Source organism: Streptomyces sp. R302 (assembly GCF_012927245.1).
Classification (GTDB): Bacteria; Actinomycetota; Actinomycetes; order Streptomycetales; family Streptomycetaceae; genus Streptomyces.
The window spans coordinates 208,602-225,356 of record NZ_JABBGE010000006.1; the positions used below are offsets into that span (position 1 = coordinate 208,602).

Below are 16,755 nucleotides of genomic sequence, written 5' to 3' on the forward strand. Positions count from 1 at the left end.
CAACGCGCGAGGCTCCTGCGCCGTTGAGTGAGGTGTTCGACGTCTCAACTCAGCAGCGCAGGAGCTTCGTTGGTTCCTTATCCTGCCGCACTCGGCCTGCCTCACGCTCTGGTCGAGTGGGTATCCCTGCGCATCGTCACCGTGAGGGTGACCGCCGATGCAAGCTGCCGCCCCTCCGGCGTGCCCTCGTCGGCCTGGTCTACCTTCGCCGGCACGACGCGCTCGCACAGATCGCCGCCGGCTTGGGCATATCCGTCGGCACCGCCCACGCCTACGTCACGGCAGTCGTCGAGCATCTGTCCCGAAGGGTGCCCGGCCTGCTGCGGGTCCTGCGCGAGGCCGATCCCCATCACGTCCTGCTCGACGGGGTGTGAACGTGCAGGTCGTCGCCGATCCCACCGGCAAGCTGCTGTGGATCTCACCCTCGCTGCCCGGCCGCACCCATGACCTGGCCGCCGCCCGCCCATCGGCACGGCCGGCCCATGACGGCCCCGAGACCGATCAGCCCGCTTGTACGATGACGCCTCCATACACGAGGGGGCGTTGCCATGGCGGGGGAGAAGCGGGACGAGGGAGCCGAGGAGGTTCCCTTCGGCCGTACCAAGGGAGTGCTCGGACTCATCGCAGGCGTGGCACTTGTCGCGTTCGCCCTCCTCCTCTCCTTCGGACTGGGGAGCAGCCAGGCGTCCGCGGAGCGCGCCTTCCAGGCGGCCGTGCCGTGCGGCGGACCGTCGTCGGCGGGAGAGCGGCCGGAGGACGACTGTCTGCGGGTCGAGGAGGCGACCGTCCAGAAGGTGCGTGAGGAGACGGTCGGCAAGAACACGACGCGTGAGGTCGACCTGCTCGGGCCGGGGCCCGGGACCGAGCGGGTGTTCTTCAGGGGCTCCCACCCGGTGTTCTCCGTCCTGCAGCCCGGGGACCGGGTCCGGGCCACCGTCTGGCGCGGCCGGGTCGTGGAGCTGTCCGCGGGGACCAGGCGGCAGGCGACCGAGGCCGCCCCCATCGGCGACTCCGGGGAGACGACGGTCGTCGCTATCGTGGTGAGCTGTGTCGGGGTCGCGATGCTCGGGTACGGCTGGTGGGTGTTCGGCCTGGGGCGGCGCTCACGGACCCGTACGTTCTGGGCGGCGCTGGGTCTCGCCGCGCTGACGCTCGGGACGGTCGTCGCCACGGCCGGACCGTAGGCACCAGTGACCTACGCGGCGGAACCCCGCACCGGCTCGTGCGTACGAGGACTCCGCGTTGTCGAGGCGCCTGACGTGCTCGGCTTCCCATCCGATGGAACGCTGCCGGGCAAGGAGGAAGGAGCGACCCGGCATAGCCGCCCGACCAGCGGATCGGGCGAAGCTCGACCGTCTCGGCAACCTCGGTGCGCGCCTGTCCAGGTTCTGAACCAATCGCCTGGTCGTCACTCGGTGTGGAGTTCCGGAGCGGACGGGGCCGACCTCGCCCTCTCCGTCGGCAAGGGTGGGACGATTTCCGTGATCGCCCGGTGCCGGGGAGGAGTTCGCAAGACGATCCGGGCCTGTCTGAACGGGGATCGTAGGGTTCGGCCGACGTCGCTACGCCGGGGTGGGGAGGGTCAAGCGGGCCAGGAACTGGTCCTGGCGGGGGTGGTGTCCCTCGGCCTGCTCGATGAAGCGGCGCCGTGCCCGTTCGCGAGCGGCTGGGTCAGCGGTGCGCAGCGGTTCGCCGAAGCCGTAGTCCAGGGTGCGCCGCCAAGCTTCGCCGGGGTCGCGCAGGGGCTCGTCCCCCTCCCACACCACTCGCTGGATGTCCTCGACCTCCAGGCCGAGGTAGCCGGCCAGTTCGCACAGCCGGTGCGTGGTGCCCAGCTCGGCGTGCGGGTCCGGCAGCGGGATCCCTTCGGCTCGTGCGGCCTGGCACACCATGCGGTTGACGCTGACGCCCTCGGCTGTCGGCACGGTGAACACGATCGCCGCCCCGGGGCGTGCGACCCGGCCCCATTCCCGCACGGCGGCCCGAGCGTCCAGATAGGGCAGGGAGGAGACGCACATGACCAGATCGAAGCGGTCCGCCCCGAACGGGAGCCGGTGGGCATCGGCGAGCGCGTAAGAGCAGCTGCCTGGTGAACGCTCGACGGCGACGTGGAGCATGCCGGGTGAGAGGTCCACGCCGATCACACGGCCGTGTCCGCCCGTCGACGCGGCGGCCTCCCGCGCGGCCAGCCCTGTCCCGGTGGCCACGTCGAGGACCCATGTATGCGGACGTGGTGCTGCGAGCCGGACGGCTTCTTGCGCCAGCCACCGGTGCATGGCACTGGCCTCGTACGTCGCTGCCCGCCGGTCGAACTCCGCGCTGATCCGCGCTCGCTCTCGGCCCATCCCCTACCCGTACCACACCACTCCCCGCCGCGAAGTTCCGAGGCAAGGAGCCAGGCCGGCGACTCCGGAGCATCCCGGCGGGCTCGATCACGCGCTCATGCTCCCCATCCTCCCCACTTCGATCACCTTGGAGCACGTGGGGGACGAAGATCGACACTGGTCGCGCCGTCTCAGCTGCGAGGGCGGACACTCGATCGTCGCGTGCCGCCAGTTGGGTGAGGTCGACCGCCCCAGTGCCGATGTGGGGGCGGGGTATGAGTGCCCGTAGAGCGGCCAAGGCGGCCGTGGTGGCGACGAGGGCGACGAGGGCGACGACGCCGGCCCGGCCGTGAAGGAGCAGGTAGACCGGCCAGTGCCAGAGGTAGAGGCCGTAGGAGAGCTGGCCGAGGCCGCGGAGAGGGGCGGTGCGGCCAGCGCGCGGCTGAGAGGGGTGTGCGGGGAGCGGGCGACGCAGGCGATGAGGACCACCCGCCTCGACGCGCTGGCTGTCGCCGCCCGACGAGAGGCCGCGTTGCGCTGGCGAGGCGCGGACCGCATCGGGGCCAGGGTACGACCGATGGGCACGCCTGCTCACCGCCGAAACGAAAGGGGTCGGGGAGAGCGCGCCCGTCGCCGCGCCCGCCGACCACCCGTGTCGGCAGTGACGCGGGAGAGTGTGACGGGGAAGACGTAGGAGGCGATCCCCGGCTGGCGACCTCGCCAGGCGGAAGGCTGGCAGCGCGGTGCGGGGCCACGACCGGTACCCCGTTCCGGTCGCGGGCCGATGTGTGCGGGTGGCAGGTCGGGCATCAGCCCCAGGCCGGCGCGACGCGGGTGCTGCCGAGCTGCGTGAGCGCGGGCGCCGGGCAGCAGCAGCACCGCTCTGCTGGTCGGCGAGCGCGTGACACGCGACGGCGGCCTGCGGATGTCCGCCGGCCGCCGTCGTGTGTCACGCGAGCGTGAGGAAGAGCTTCTCCAGTTCCTGCTCGCTCATGGGGGGTGCGCCTTCCTCGCTCTCGGCCAGGCACTGGCGCATCCCGCTCGCTACGATCTTGAAGCCCGCCCGGTCGAGGGCGCGGGAGACGGCGGCGAGCTGCGTGACGACGTCCTTGCAGTCGCGGCCGGCCTCGATCATGGCGATGACGCCCGCGAGCTGCCCTTGAGCGCGCCGCAGCCGGTTGAGGACCGCGGTCGCCGCCTCTTCTTCCACCTTCACCGGGTTCCTCCTTCTCACCGACCATCGACTCAAGAATACCCCTTGGGGTATAACGCTAGGGGTGCGCGGCCGATTCCCGGGAGCCTACCTGGGACGCGTCCGTGGCGGGTCGTGGGCGGCGTGCCCGCATCGCGCCCCAGGTCACCGCGGTCGCCACCCCGAGGCCGATACCGGTCCAGGCGAGCGGGCTGACCCAGATCGCGGTGGGCAGTTGCCGGCTGAGGACGAAGACGCCCATGACGACGACGAACCAGCCGAAGGCCTTGCGCAGGGTGTCCTGGGGGATGCGTCCGGCGAACCGGCTGCCGATGAGGCTGCCGGCGACGGCCGCGCCGGTGACCAGCAGGGCGAGGTTCCAGTCGATCTGGACCCCGTCGAGGTGGCCGGCGAGTCCGGAGAAGGACTTCATGGCGATGACCAGGAGCGAGGTGCCGACGGCGACGCTCATAGGCAGCCCGCCGAGCAGGGCGAGGGCGGGGACGACGAGGAATCCGCCGCCGGAACCGACCAGGCCGGTGACCGCGCCGACGACGAGGCCCTCGACGATCACGTGCTTGACGGGCAGCTCGGTGGGGGCGGGCTTGGCCGCCTTCGCCTTGCGTGACTTGCGGAGCATGGCGAAGGCGGTGGCGAGCATCATGAGCGCGAAGGCGATGAGCAGGGCGGTGCCCGGGACGTACTCGGCGAGGCGTCCGCCGCCGTAGGCGCCGACCATGCTGACCGCGCCGAAGATCAGGCCGGTGCGCCAGCGCACCCGGCCGGCCCGGGCATGCGGGACGAGCCCGACCAGGCTGGTCACGCCGACGACGAACAGCGAGGTCGCGATGGCCTCCTTGGTGTCCTGACCTGCCAGATAGACCAGGATCGGCACAGTCAGGATGGAACCGCCGCCGCCCAGGATGCCGAGACTGACGCCGATCAGGACGGACGCCACGAGGACGAGCGTGATCACGAGCGATCCCGCAGGGAGGCGATCACGGTACGGATGTCGGTGCGCGGACCACGGTTGTAGGGCAGCTTGGAGAGCAGGACGCCCATCATGCAGGAGTTGCTGAGCGCCGCGTACGTCAGGCCGGCGCCGATCGCCGTACCGATCAGATGGACACCGGGCACCAGGACACCGACGAGGCCGGTGGCCAGGACGATCGATCCGGCGACCAGGCGGACCTGCCGCTCCATGTCCCACCGGGCCTCGCCCCGGTTGACCGGGGCCCCGGCGGTCTCCCAGGCCATCATGCCGCCGTCCAGGACGCGCAGGTTGGGCAGGCCGGCCTCGGCGAGGGCCTGCTCGGCCTGGGCGGCGCGTGCCCCGGAGCGGCAGACGAGGACCACGTCCTCGTCGAGGTGGGCCAGGAGTTCGGCGCGGTGCTCGCGCAGGGTGTCCAGCGGGACGTTGTAGGAACCGGGGATGTGGACCGTCCGGAACTCGCCCGGGGTGCGCACGTCCAGAACGCGGGGAGCGCGTCCGCTGTCGACCAGGTGCTGCAGGGCGGTGGGGGTGAGGCCGGTGGCGCGGGAGGCGTCGGTGGTCATCAAAACTCCGTCGTGGTGAATCGACCCCGGACAGGAATACGGGGCGGGGTACAGGTGGGGGTAGGGAGGGCAGGCCCCCCGGCGGCGCCCGTCACGGTGTCGAGGGTTCCGTCGCGGGGGCGCCGACGGCTGCGGTCCGCCGAATCAGACGGTGGCGGGGGCTTCCGTCAGGGCCCAGGCGGCGTAGCCGCCGAGGACATCCGAGACGTCGGTGAAGCCGTGGTGGCGCAGCAGGCTCGCGGCGATCGACGAGCGGTGGCCGCCCGCGCAGTGCAGGACCAGGGGCCGGTCGCGGGGAATCTCGTCCAGGCGGTGGGGCAGCTCGCCGAGCGCGATGTGCAGGGCGCCGTCGATGAAGCCGTTGTCTCCGCGCTCACCGCAGTTGCGGACGTCGATGACGACCGGCGGGTTGTCGCCCGCCAGGGCGGCACGGACCTGGGCGGCGGTGAGGCGGCCGGCCGGGGTGACCTCGTCGGCCAGGGCGGTCAGGGCGTCGTCCGGGGAGCGCAGGTATCCGGCCACGCGGTCGAAGCCGATCCGGGCCAGTCGCGTGACGATCTCCTCCTCGCGGTTCTGCGGGGCGACGACCAGCAGGTCGGCGTCGACGGGCAGGACGGTGCCGGCCTGCTCGGCGAAGCGGCCGTCGGCCGGTACGTTCACCGATCCGCGCAGGTGGCCGGCGGCGAACTCCTGCGGGTCACGGGCATCGACCACCACGGCTCCGGAAGCGCGGAGGCCGGTGAAGTCCTCGAAGCTCAGCGGCCTCGGTGCGGCGGCCGGATCGAACAGCGGGCGCCCACTCCGATTCAGGATCGCGTCGTGGACGAAGTAGCCGGGAGCCGCGGACTGACCGGCGGTCACGATCGCGACGAAGTCCTCCTGCGACATGGGCGCGCAGGCGTAGTTGGTGCGCCGCTGCTCGCCGATGGTGGACTGCTTCTCCGTCGAAAGGTTCTTGCCGCACGCGGATCCGGCGCCGTGCGCGGGGAAGACCCGCACCTCGTCCGGCAGGCCCATCAGTTTGTTCTGCACGCTGTCGTAGAGCATGGCGCCGAGTTCGTCGGCGGAGACACCGATGGAGGCGAGCAGGTCGGGGCGGCCCACGTCGCCGATGAACAGCGCGTCGCCGGTGAGCACGCCGTACGGGACGGCGTCCTCGCCGTGCTCGTGGACCAGCACGCTGATCGACTCCGGGGTGTGCCCGGGGGTCTCCATGATCTCCAGGGTGACGTCGCCGAGGCTGATCGTCTCGCCGTCGGCGAGCTCGCGGATCGGGTACTCCGTCTCGGCACGCCGGCCGTAGCCGATCCAGGCGCCGGTCTCGGCCGCCATCTCCAGGTGTCCGGCGACGAAGTCCGCGTGGAAGTGCGTGTTGATGACGCCGACCACGGTGAAGCCGCGAGCCTCGGCGTCCGCCAGGTACTCCGCGACATCCCGGCGGGGGTCGACGACCACCGCCTTGCCGGTGGTCTCGTCGGCGATCATGTACGACGCCTGCGAGAGGCAGTCGAGGTAGTACTGGGCGAAGAACACGGAAACCTCCGTAAACGATGACTCGGATACCCTGGGGGGTATTCGAGAGGTCAAAAGGCGGCCCGCTCCCCAGAGGGGCGGGCGCACGAACGAGGGAAGGTCAGACCACCCCGGGGGCGGACCCCGTCACGACCGGGCGGCCCATGCCGACCCAGCCCCGGGTCCCGCCGGCGACGGAAACGGCATCCATCCCGGCGGCGGCAAGGCGGTCCGCGGCCCACTGACTGCGGTTGCCGCTCGCACAGATCACATACACCGTCCGCCCCTCGGGCACACGGGGCGGCGCGGCGGCCAGCGTCGAGAGCGGGGCGAGGCGCGCACCCGGCACGTGCCCAACCAGGTACTCCTCGGGCTCCCGCACGTCCAGAACGACAGCTCCGGCACTCCAGGCCGCGGCGAAGGCCTCCAGGTCCACTTCACGAGCCATGAGCGAGATTCACCTCCAGATACCCCCCTGGGTATTACGTCTTCGACGGTAAGCGCCTCATGTCGAGGCTGTCAAATACCCCCCCGGGTATTTGACAGCCGATAGGTCGCGGGGGTGTGGAACAAACCCGCCCTTACGCCCGCTGAAGCTCCCATATACCCCACCGGGCATATGGGAGGAGGGTGGAACCCATGCCCACCGTCGAGCTGACCAAGGAAGCGAGAGCACCGTCACGGGCTCGGAGATCCGGACATCGTCTTCGGCGAGGTCGACACCGAGGCACAGCCGGAACTCGCACGGCCGAGCGAGACTGACGCCCGGAGCGTCACCACGAGGTCGGGCCGCAGGACCGAACGGTCTCTCAGCGCCTGTCGTCCACGTCTGGACGGGTGCGTCAGGACATCATGCTGTTCGCGGGCCCAACACTGGGCCGACCGCCGACCGCCGACCGCACGACGACCGGGTCGGCCGCACGGCTAGGCGGTCGCCATCGGAAGAATGAGGGGAAGACATGCACTACGACCGCGGGATCAAGGTCGCCGGAACCTTCGACGAGACGGTGGAGACCGTCCGGCGCGCCCTCGCCGACCAGGGCTTCGGCATCCTGACCGAGATCGACGTCCAGGCCACGCTCAAGGCGAAACTGGGCCACGACATGGAGCCGTACCTGATCCTCGGAGCGTGCAACCCTCCGCTCGCCCGTCAGGCACTCGACGCCGACCGCTCGATCGGGCTCCTGCTGCCCTGCAACGTCGTGGTCCGCACCGACGGCGACCAGGTGATCGTGCAGGCGATCGATCCCTCCACCATGGTCACGCTCACCGGCGTCGACGCCATGGCCCCTGTCGCGGTCGAGGCGGCGCGCCTCCTCGACGCCGCACTCGCCACCGTTGCAGAAAGCAGTACGTGAGCCATCGGGATGCCGCGCAGAGCCGACCACCACCCGCACCCGAGGCCTACGCACGGTGCGCCCTGGCGGCCTGTCCCCGATCGGACCGCCGCCGACTGCCGCGTTCAGCAGCAGAGGCAGCCGGCGTGCCGCGCCCTTCCTGGTGGGGCCTCGACGAACTGGCTCCCGTCGGGATGCAGCGCAACGATGGAGAGACAGACCGACGGGCACCCGGCCGTGAGCTGCGGCACGCGACGGCTGCGTCGCCCATCACGCCCACGCATCAGCCGGGCTCGCGCGTGGCCGAGTTCACTCGCGATCCGCCTGGTTGCCCGAGTCTGGAGTCGAGGCACCGACCCGGATGCCTGGCTCGCGGCTGGGCGTCCACATGGACGCCAGCGATGCCATCCGGCGAGAGCCCGTCACGTGGGAAGGTCGCGGCAGACCGCGGCGGGGGCTTGACGTGCCGACGGCAGCCGGGCTGCGGGTAGCGGGTAGCGGAGGACCGGTTCGCGCCCTGCCCGGCGGACCTTCGACCGACTCCGCCCGTTCGTACGCTTGCACGGCTCTGTGAACGTCGTGGACGAGGTGCTCTCGTGCCTCGGTGAGACCGCGGGGGGCGGAGGTCCTGAAGCCGGGCTCGACTCGGTCGCCACCGATGAGCAGACTGCCGCGCATGGGATGGTCGGGTCCTCCCGGTGCGGACACGAGAGAGCTCGCCATGGGGTTGAGCGGTGAGGTGCCGTTGAAACTGAGGTCGTCGATGGTTCGGCCGTGCGGGCCGTGACCGCCCCAGCCCGCGGACCGGATCGTGAAGGTGGCTGGGTCGCCACGACCGGAGCACGCGCCGGACCATGTCGGTGAGGAACATCGCTCCGCCCAGCAGATGCCGACCTCGGCCCTCTGGTCTTCGCGTGCCTGGTCGACGGCCTCGCCTCCGGAGCGGCGCCCGGGGCGAGGAAGCTCGGCCCCGTGCTTCGTGAGCTCAGCTCGGAGCGACCGTCACGATGTCAGGCGCGATGTCCAGCACCAGGAGCGCCGCCGCCACGTGGGCCGGGTTGTCCTCCACCTTCACGGCCGAGAGGTCGTTGGCGCGTGAGACGCGCCGTTCGACGGTGTTGCGGTGCGCGTAGAGGTCGGCAGCCGCCCGGGTGGTGCTGAAGCCGCACTGCACGTAGGTGAGCAGTGCCTGCCGCAGGGCTGTGTCGGCTTCGGCCAACGGCCCGAGGGTGTTGACGACGAACCGACGCGCGCCGGCCCGGTCCTTCGTGAGCGCGTCGATCAGCTCGACGTCGGCGTAGGCGGTGAACCGCCTGCCGGACCCCAGCCGGATCACCAGCGCCTGCGCCGCGAGGGCGTCCTGGTGGCTGGAGCGGAATCCCTCGAGTCCGCGTCCCGGCCTTCCCACCGCCGCGCGGACCTCGTCGGCCGCCGCGAGGTCCTTCTCCACGTGGTGAAGGTCCGGGACGGCTTCCCCCGAGAGCCAGATCCACCGCGACGTGGCGCTGGCACGCGCCACCAGGGCGCTCCGGCCTCCGGCGGAGGAGCGCACGGCGGCGATCGCCTCGTCCAGGGCACCGACCTGCCGGGGATCGTCGACCCAGAGGACAAGACCCACGTGCCACCGCGCCATCCGGTAGCGCAGGCGCCCTTCGGCGAGGTCCTCCGCCATCGGTGCCCCACTGGCGATCAGCTGGATCAGTGCGATCCCCTCGGCATCCGTGTTCCCCATCGCCGCGGCGAGGCCGGCTTGCCGCAGGGCCGCGACGGAGTCGAGGGCGTACTGCACCAGCGACTGCGCCGTCACGTCCAGGACCCCCACGAGAAGCTCGGGGTCCGCGCAGTCCGCCACGCATTCCTCCAGCCAGCGCCGCCAGCCGATCCCCAGGGCCACACGCCAGGCGACGGCGAAGTCGGGCGCGATGCCCCGGGAGACGAGGTCGTTGATGTACGCCGTGGTCCTCGGACTGACGTAGGGCTCCACCCTCCGCCCCGGCTGCTGGACGTTCGCGGTCAGCCATTGGACCACCTCGGAGCGGTTGAGCGCGCGATCCTCCTCGACCAGCGACGCGTCCGCGAGAAGCGCGGGATCGTTCTGGGCGACGAGGGAGGGCCTCGCGAAGGCGTCGATCAGGGCGTCCGTCTCCGTCAGCAGGCGCTGGCACAGTGACCTGATCGCGTCGGCGACCTCACGCGAGGGCGGGGGCCACAGCTCTTCCATGTTCTCAGTGTCCCTCTGCTCTCGGGGGAGCCGACGCTCCCGACATGCCGTGTCACAGACAGATGAAGGGCTCGTCGGCGGCCTGGCCGACGGCGAAGGCGCGGGCCGCCCGTCGCTGTTCACCCACACTAGACGGCGGCAGATCTACCACGCCCTCGGCCTCGGGAGGGGCGGTGAGCACACCGTGTCCATCGGCGACGGCGGGACAGCGGGCGGAGCGGAAGGAGGCGCCGCCGCCCTCGAAGAGTCCACGGGCGCGCGGCCGCGGAGGATCAGGATCGGGGAGCTGTTCACGTACCCCGACGAGCACGTCGTGGACGGTGGAGGCCGGATCGACACGGGCGGTGAGGGCGTGGCCGCATACCTGCTCCCGCCCGCCGGCACCACGGCGTTCCAGGTCTTCCGTTCCGTGATCGAGCCAGGCGGGAGCACCGGAGGCCCCCATCGGCTCGACACCGCCACGATCCTCACGATGGGACCGAGGGTCTCCGGGCGGCGAGGGCCTGCCCAGGTCGAGCATCGGCCGGCTCGAAGAACCCGAACGTGATCTCCAGATCGATCACCACTTGGCCCTTGAGCACGCCCCGGGCGGCATGAGTGACAGCCGCGATCCGCCCCGGTTCGATACGCATGTGGTCCCCGACGCGCGGCGAAGTCGTCACGACGGCGGGTTCGACCTCGCCCACGTCCACCGAGTCGAGATCCCATCCGAGTCCTGCCGCGAGCGCCCCGACGGCCTGCTCGAAGCCGTGGTGTCCGACGACCTCGCCCCGGCTGCGAGCCGTCGCGAACTCGCGCGTGGTCAGACCGAGGCCGAACTTCGACAGGATCGCGCCGTAGCGCGACATGTTCGTCCGCCGGCGGATCCGCACGCTCTCCACACGCTGAGTCAGCGCAGTCAGCAGGAGAGGAAGGGTGTCCATCAGGATGCCCGGGTTCGCCCCGCTGCCCAGGACGGTCACGCCGTGCGCCTTCGCCGTGTCGTCGAGCCGCCGGGCCAGGTCGGGATGGCTCCGCCATGGAAAGGCGAGCTCTTCGCAGATGCTCAGGACGTTGTACGAACGCTCCAGCAGCGGCAGCAGGACGTCGGCCACCTCGTGCAGATCCGACGTGGTCGCCACGATCGCGAGGTCGGCGGCGGGCAGCTCGGCCGGGTCGCTCGCGATGACGACACCGTTCGCGGCGCCACCGAGGAGCGCTCCGAGGTCTTGGCCGACCACGCGGGGGTCCTGGTCCACCGCTCCGACGATCTCCACGTCCGCGCGTCGCAGCAAGGAGGATGCGATGGCCCGGCCGGTGGCACCGAGACCCACAATGACGGTCTGACTACTCAACGCACTCCCCTAGGCGCTCCGGTCGGCACGCCCTCGACACGGTGTTCGGCGAAGCCGGACTTCGCCTGCGGCGGTTACCTCGTGCCTCACTGTCGCCAGCCACGACCGCGGTGAGAACGACACCGGGCACCTGCTTCCCCCTGGGGATGGTGCACGGTGCACAGGCCGGTCGGGCCGACCGCGACGGGCCGATCGCCGTCGTGCGCGGCATCGGCTCCCGCCTGAGCGGCCGAGGCATCGGGTCGAACGTTCCGCCCCTCGCCCATCTGCGGAAGCGGGTACGGAGCCCGGACCCTCGCCCGTACCGCGATGACGCCGAGCGGGACGAGCGCCCACGACCACCACGGGGAGCCGACGTAGGCGTGGAAGGCGCCCGCGTCGCGTACTCGTCCGGCCATCAGCACCCCGCCGGACAGGCCCTGGCGGCGCCGCCGCGGCGACGGCCGTGAACAACGTCTGCGACCCGCCGAGCCCGCGGTCGAGCGGGGTGCCCGATCCCGCTTCGCCGCCGGGTACGTCGATGTGCCCTGTCTTGGGGAGGTCGGTCGTCTCGGCCGCTTCCGCCTCCCTTCGGTGGCCGAGCGGCGGCCTCGGACACCGTATGGGCGCGGCGGCCCGGCCCGCCTGTGCATCGTGCACCGGAGCCGGGCGAAGGAGGTGCCCGCTGTCGTTCTCGTCGGCGGTCGTGGCTCGCGACAGTGAGGTAACCGCCACAGGAACAGCGAGGAAACGCCATGACAGCTGAGGTGTTGGACGCCGTCGAGGAGTTCGACGTGGTGATCATCGGAGCCGGGATCTCCGGGATCGGCGCGGCCACCTATTTCAGCCGGGAGCTCCCCGAGAAGTCGCTCGCCGTGCTGGAAGCCCGCGACGACATCGGAGGCACCTGGGACCTGTTCCGCTATCCCGGCATCCGCTCGGACTCCGACCTCCACACGTTCGGATACGCCTTCAAGCCCTGGCGCCACGAAGCCGCGATCGCCGACGCCCCCCTCATCAAGGAGTACCTCCACGAGACCGTCGAGGAGAACGGCCTGGAGCGCGTCCTCAGGCTCGGCCACCGGGTCGTCCGCTCGGAGTGGTCCACGGCCGACTCACGGTGGACCCTCACCGTCCGGACGTCGGACCCCGCCACGGGAGCGACCCGGACCAGGACGATCCACGCGGGATGGGTCTTCGCCGCCACCGGCTACTACCGGTACGACGAGGGGTTCTCCCCGGAGTTCCCGGGGCGGGACGACTTCGAGGGCCGGATCGTCCATCCGCAGCACTGGCCCGAGGACCTCGACCACAGCGGCAAGAAGGTCGTCGTCATCGGCAGCGGCGCGACCGCGATCACGCTGGTGCCGGCCATGACCACCGGGGCGGGCGCCGCCCGGCACGTGACGATGCTGCAGCGCACCCCCACCTACGTCATGGCGCTCCCCCGTGTCGACAGGGTCGCCCTGGCGCTCACGAAGCTGCTCGGGGACGAGCGCGGGTACGCCGTGACCCGGTTCAAGAACATCTGGACGGAACACGCCGTCGTGAAGGGCCTGCGGACGTTCCCCAAGGCCGGTCGGGCCTTCATCCGGCGCGAGAACATCAAGCGTCTTCCCAAGGGATTCGACGTCGACAAGCACTTCAACCCGCCGTACGACCCGTGGGACCAGCGGCTGTGCGTGGCACCGGACGGGGACTTCTTCGACGCGATCAAGGAAGGAAGGGCCTCCGTCGTCACCGACGCCGTGGCGCGGTTCAGCAAGCGCGGAATCGTCCTGGCGTCGGGCGAGGAGCTGGAGGCCGACATCGTCGTCACCGCGACGGGACTGAACCTGCAGCTCTTCGGTGGCATGCCCCTCGTGGTCGACGGACGCCAGGTCGACCTCGCGGACGCGCTCTGCTACCGCGGCATGCTGCTGAGCGGCATCCCGAACTGGGCGATGGCGATCGGCTACACCACCTCGTCCTGGACGCTCAAGGTGAGCCTGATGTGCCGCTACTTCATCGACCTGGTCAGGCACATGGACGCCCGCGGATACGACACGGTGGTTCCGGTCGCACCGGCGGGAACGAACCGCAGGCCCGTCATGGACATCCAGGCCGGATACGCCAAGCGCAGCGAGAAGTTCCTGCCCAAGCAGGGACCGGAGAAGCCCTGGCGGATGGCGATGTCCTACCCCGAGGACGCCAAGGCCCTGCGCGGCCCGGTGGCGGACGAGCACCTGAAGTTCGGCACCGCCCGGACGACCGCGCGGCGGCCCGAGGGGAAGCGGGCGGCCCGTGCCTGAGACGAGCGGCGCCGAGAGCACCGACCGGTACGCCACCCTGCCGTCCGGGATGACGATCTGCTTCCGGGACCACGGCGACGAGGGCGACCCCGCGATGCTGCTCATCGCGGGACTGGGCGAGGATCTCACCTTCTGGTCCGACTCGTTCGTCGGCTCACTCGTCACCCGCGGCTTCCGGGTCGTCGCGATCGACAACCGCGACGCCGGCCAGTCGACGTTCGTCGCCGCTCCCCCTCCCGGGCTCTGGCGTCAGATCGCGGCGCGTCCGCGCGGCGACGCGTACGCGCTGGCCGACATGGCCCGGGACGCCGTCGGCGTGCTCGACCATCTCGGGATCGCGCGGGCGCACCTGGTGGGGCGGTCGATGGGCGGAATGATCGCGCAGACGGTCGCGGCCACGGCACCCGAGCGGGTCCTGTCCCTGACCTCCGTCTACTCCACCACCGGGGCCCGCAAGGTCGGTCAGCCGGCCCTGTCCACGATCCGGCTCCTCGCCGCCCCGCCGGCGAGGAACAGAACCGCGGCGGTCCGTGCCCACCTGAGGCTCACCCGTCACATCGCGGGAACGGGGCATCCCATCGACGACGCGGCCGAGGCTGCCATCGCGGCTCGCGGCTGGGACCGCAGCGCCGGTGACCCGGCGGCCGGCACGGCGCGCCAGATCCAGGCCATCCAGCGCTCCGGGGACCGGACGGCCCAGCTGAGCAGGATCACCGCCCCGACCCTGGTCATCAACGGCGACCGGGACCCCCTGGTGCACCCGAGCGGCGGCGCCGCGACCGTACGGGCGATCCGCTCGGCCCAGCACGTGGTCGTCCCCGGCATGGGCCATCACCTCCCCGAGTCCCTCGTCGACCCCGTCACGACCTACATCGCGCAGCACGCGAACCGCGTGGGCGAAGGAGGAAACCATGTCCGGATCTCGTAAGTCCGACTCCGGCGAGACCACGGTCGACGTCGTGATCGTCGGTGCCGGCTTCGCCGGTCTGAGCGCCGCCGAGCGGCTGGTGAGCATGGGGCGGTCCGTCCTGGTCGTGGAAGGCCGCGACCGGGTCGGAGGCCGATCGCTCTCCGGCGAGGTGGCGGGCGTGAAGGTCGACCTCGGAGCGACCTGGGTGGCACGGCGCCACACCGCCGTCCGGGACCTCGCGAACCGGATGGGGTGTACCACGACCGGCCAGTTCGACCAGGGTCGCAACGTGCTGTGGATGGCAGGCCGACGCCGCACCTACAGCGGCACCATCCCCAAGGTCTCCCCCGCGACCCTGGTGGACATGGCCCGCATGCAGACGGCGGTGAACAAGCTGGTCGCGACCATCGATGTGAACGCCCCATGGGAGACGCCCGGGGCCGGCAGGCTCGACGCCATCTCGTTCGGCGAATGGCTCGACCGGAAGAACGCGCTGCCCGGCACCCGTGCGCTGATGACCATCGTGAGCAAGGTGCAGTGGGGCTGCACCCCGGGAGACGTCTCCCTGCTGCATGTACTGCGTTACATCCGTGCGGCGGGCGGGCTCAACCACATGCTGGACGTCGAGGGCGGAGCGAACGAGGACCGGTTCGTCGAGACCACCCAGGAGATCGCCAAGCGGGTGGCGGAGCGGCTCGGCGACCGTGTACGCCTGGACACGCCGGTGCGCCGCGTCACGCAGGACGACGACGGCGTCACCGTCGGCACCGACTCCGGCGAGATCCGCGCCGGGTACGCGATCGTCACGGCCGCGCCGGCGCACCGCGCGGCCATCGCCTTCGAGCCCGCTCTGCCCGAGCAGGCCGACGGGCTCGCGCGAACCTGGCGCATGGGCGTGCTGAGCAAGGCCTTCGTGGCCTACGAGAAGCCGTTCTGGCGGGTCGACGGACTTTCCGGCGAGGCGGTGACCGACACCGGAACCGTGTTCATCACCTTCGACGTGTCCCCCGCCCACAGCGGACCGGGCGTCCTGATGACCTTCTGCGACCCCCGCGTCTTCGACGGCTTCGACCCCGAGACCCGACGCGACCTGGTCGTCCGGCAGCTCGTCGACCTCTATGGTCCGCAGGCCCGCACCCCGATCGACTACCTGGACCACTGCTGGGGATCGGAACCGTTCGCCCCGGGCGGCCCCCACCCTGCCGCCGGCCCCCACGCGACCACGAGCTACGGCAAGGCGCTGACCGAGCCCCACGGGCGCGTCCACTGGGCCGGCACCGAAACCGCCGGCGAATGGGCCGGCACCATGAACGGCGCGGTCCTGACCGGCCAGCGCACCGCCGAGCGCGTCCTCACCCTCCTGTCCCGCGCCGTCCGAGAGGGGGCGTCTCGATGAGGGAGGTGTTGTTCCTGCTGGCCGACCTGTGGATGATCTTCGTCGGCTACTTCTACGGCTGGAGACTCATCCGCCGGTACGGCAACTACCTCCTCGGTCTCGAGTTGATGGTCGTCGCCACGTCGGGCAGCAACTTCCTGCTCTGGTCGCTGCTCGGCGCCAAGAGCGACAGCGTCCTGTACGACGTGGCGTACTTCTTCGACGCGTTCTCCCGGTCGGTCGGCATCACGCTCATCCTGATCATGGGCCTGATGAAGGTCACCCACCGCTACAAGCCGAGCCGCAGCGTCGACGTCGCCGTGTTCGGAGTCGCGATCGTGGCCGGTCTGCTCCTCCGGCAGTTCCACGGCGCGGATCTCCACACCGGCGGCATCGCGTTCTGGGTCGCCGTGTTCTATGTCGTCGTCAACCTCCTCACGGCGGTCTTCCTCGGGTACTTCGTCAAGCGGCTCTGGAACGCGGGCGCGAAGCGGCTCGCGATCTGGACGGGCCTGGTCACCGCTGCCGGGACCACCATCGCGATCACCTACGACTTCTTCCCCCTGCCGTTCGACGACGCGAACCGCACGCTCTTCTACACCGCCGCGCTGGCGACCTGGGGCACCCAGGGATTCGTCTACTTCCGCGCCTACCGCGCGCTGCACGACCACAACGCGGCCTCGGACGCGAACCCGGCCCGCGCCACCAGCGCCCTCGCATGAA

Annotated in this window: 16 protein-coding genes and 1 pseudogene; 8 read left to right on the forward strand and 9 right to left on the reverse strand. The window is 71.1% G+C overall.

All coding sequences use genetic code 11. From position 1 onward, the window contains the following. Positions 1–116 precede the first annotated feature (116 nt). From HHL19_RS20065 to HHL19_RS20070, 3 genes and pseudogenes are all read left to right on the forward strand, one after another. Positions 117–374 carry a transposase family protein gene (locus tag HHL19_RS20065; RefSeq protein ID WP_346768310.1) on the forward strand — a complete coding sequence of 86 codons (258 nt, stop codon included), beginning with the start codon at positions 117–119 and terminating at the stop codon, positions 372–374. Further along, positions 362–463 (forward strand): annotated as a pseudogene (locus tag HHL19_RS37475) (IS5/IS1182 family transposase); the annotation flags it as partial. The gene HHL19_RS20065 and the pseudogene HHL19_RS37475, both read left to right, overlap by 13 nt. An 85-nt stretch (positions 464–548) precedes the next feature. Then, a complete protein-coding gene (locus HHL19_RS20070; protein ID WP_169091219.1) occupies positions 549–1,184 on the forward strand; it encodes a hypothetical protein in 636 nt (211 codons plus the stop codon). 378 nt (positions 1,185–1,562) lie between these two features. Here HHL19_RS20070 and HHL19_RS20075 read toward each other — a convergent pair whose 3' ends face one another. The 6 genes from HHL19_RS20075 to HHL19_RS20100 all read right to left on the reverse strand — a co-directional run bounded on the left by HHL19_RS20075 (position 1,563) and on the right by HHL19_RS20100 (position 7,033). After that, positions 1,563–2,345, reverse strand: coding sequence for a class I SAM-dependent methyltransferase (locus tag HHL19_RS20075; protein ID WP_169091537.1), 783 nt, complete (start codon positions 2,343–2,345; stop codon positions 1,563–1,565). A 928-nt stretch (positions 2,346–3,273) separates the two neighbouring features. Then, entirely contained in the window at positions 3,274–3,540 is a 267-nt protein-coding gene (locus HHL19_RS20080) for a metal-sensitive transcriptional regulator (protein ID WP_031004254.1), read from the reverse strand. A gap of 55 nt (positions 3,541–3,595) precedes the next feature. After that, positions 3,596–4,492 carry a sulfite exporter TauE/SafE family protein gene (locus HHL19_RS20085; RefSeq protein ID WP_346768311.1) on the reverse strand — a complete coding sequence of 299 codons (897 nt, stop codon included), beginning with the start codon at positions 4,490–4,492 and terminating at the stop codon, positions 3,596–3,598. Next, positions 4,489–5,073 (reverse strand): rhodanese-like domain-containing protein, encoded by a 585-nt coding sequence (locus HHL19_RS20090; RefSeq protein ID WP_169091540.1) that lies wholly within the window; start codon positions 5,071–5,073, stop codon positions 4,489–4,491. Before HHL19_RS20090 ends, HHL19_RS20085 begins: the two co-directional genes overlap by 4 nt. Positions 5,074–5,217: 144 nt before the next feature. Beyond that, positions 5,218–6,606, reverse strand: a complete 1,389-nt coding sequence (locus HHL19_RS20095; protein ID WP_169091542.1) for an MBL fold metallo-hydrolase — start codon at positions 6,604–6,606, stop codon at positions 5,218–5,220. 100 nt (positions 6,607–6,706) lie between these two features. Beyond that, a complete protein-coding gene (locus HHL19_RS20100) occupies positions 6,707–7,033 on the reverse strand; it encodes a rhodanese-like domain-containing protein (RefSeq protein ID WP_169091544.1) in 327 nt (108 codons plus the stop codon). A gap of 511 nt (positions 7,034–7,544) precedes the next feature. Here HHL19_RS20100 and HHL19_RS20105 point away from each other — a divergent pair. Further along, entirely contained in the window at positions 7,545–7,943 is a 399-nt protein-coding gene (locus HHL19_RS20105) for a DUF302 domain-containing protein (protein WP_169091546.1), read from the forward strand. A 964-nt stretch (positions 7,944–8,907) separates the two neighbouring features. Here the strand turns inward: HHL19_RS20105 and HHL19_RS20110 are convergent. The 3 genes from HHL19_RS20110 to HHL19_RS20120 are packed head-to-tail and all read right to left on the reverse strand — an operon-like array spanning position 8,908 to position 11,477. Next, positions 8,908–10,143, reverse strand: coding sequence for a helix-turn-helix domain-containing protein (locus HHL19_RS20110; protein ID WP_169091548.1), 1,236 nt, complete (start codon positions 10,141–10,143; stop codon positions 8,908–8,910). Positions 10,144–10,195: 52 nt separating this feature from the next. After that, positions 10,196–10,588: a hypothetical protein gene (locus HHL19_RS20115; protein ID WP_169091550.1), complete on the reverse strand. Its 393-nt coding sequence runs from the start codon at positions 10,586–10,588 to the stop codon at positions 10,196–10,198. A 22-nt stretch (positions 10,589–10,610) separates the two neighbouring features. After that, positions 10,611–11,477, reverse strand: coding sequence for a dihydrodipicolinate reductase (locus HHL19_RS20120; RefSeq protein WP_240981739.1), 867 nt, complete (start codon positions 11,475–11,477; stop codon positions 10,611–10,613). A gap of 734 nt (positions 11,478–12,211) precedes the next feature. On the opposite strand from HHL19_RS20120, the gene HHL19_RS20125 reads away from it, so the two are divergent. The 4 genes from HHL19_RS20125 to HHL19_RS20140 are packed head-to-tail and all read left to right on the forward strand — an operon-like array spanning position 12,212 to position 16,754. Further along, the gene (locus HHL19_RS20125; RefSeq protein WP_169091552.1) at positions 12,212–13,747 is read left to right on the forward strand and encodes an NAD(P)/FAD-dependent oxidoreductase; all 1,536 of its coding nucleotides are present in this window, start codon (positions 12,212–12,214) and stop codon (positions 13,745–13,747) included. Beyond that, the gene (locus HHL19_RS20130) at positions 13,740–14,675 is read left to right on the forward strand and encodes an alpha/beta fold hydrolase (RefSeq protein WP_346768312.1); all 936 of its coding nucleotides are present in this window, start codon (positions 13,740–13,742) and stop codon (positions 14,673–14,675) included. Before HHL19_RS20125 ends, HHL19_RS20130 begins: the two co-directional genes overlap by 8 nt. Next, the gene (locus tag HHL19_RS20135; protein ID WP_169091554.1) at positions 14,659–16,053 is read left to right on the forward strand and encodes a flavin monoamine oxidase family protein; all 1,395 of its coding nucleotides are present in this window, start codon (positions 14,659–14,661) and stop codon (positions 16,051–16,053) included. The genes HHL19_RS20130 and HHL19_RS20135 overlap by 17 nt, the downstream gene beginning before the upstream one ends. After that, positions 16,050–16,754 carry a transporter gene (locus tag HHL19_RS20140; protein ID WP_169091556.1) on the forward strand — a complete coding sequence of 235 codons (705 nt, stop codon included), beginning with the start codon at positions 16,050–16,052 and terminating at the stop codon, positions 16,752–16,754. Before HHL19_RS20135 ends, HHL19_RS20140 begins: the two co-directional genes overlap by 4 nt. Position 16,755 lies beyond the last annotated feature (1 nt).